The following is a 410-nucleotide window of genomic DNA, read 5'->3' on the forward strand; positions in this document are numbered from 1 at the left end:
ATAGCCTTAACTGATAAGGATAGCTGGTGTAGTACAGGGGGGGCATACACTACGATAGGAGCAACAGGTACAATGTCTTCTTCAAGTATTGGTACTTTTTACAATGACCTTTGGTTTACATTTACAGCTGACAACCCATTTCTACAATTAGAATTAGTTCCTGGTACTCTGGGCACTAATGCGCGAATGGTTATTCAGGATGCCTCAGGCAATGAAATATATGGTGCTAATTCGACCAACGAGTATAAGTTTGTTAAGGAAGATTTAACGGCAGGGGCACAGTACTATGTGATTGTTGGTAGTAGGATTGGTGGAGCCAGTACAAGTTATAACGGGACCTTTGATTTATGTCTTAACGACATTCCAACCAATGATTACAGACAAGGTGCAATAGCCTTAACTGATAAGGA

The 410-nt window shown here is 40.7% G+C and carries 1 protein-coding gene; it reads left to right on the forward strand.

The features are described 5' to 3' along the window. On the forward strand, positions 1-410 hold a 410-nt coding region (locus E1140_RS21130), incomplete at both ends, for a hypothetical protein (protein WP_185153306.1).

It is taken from the genome of Fulvivirga lutimaris (assembly GCF_009711525.1).
GTDB classification, from domain to species: Bacteria; Bacteroidota; Bacteroidia; order Cytophagales; family Cyclobacteriaceae; genus Fulvivirga; species Fulvivirga lutimaris.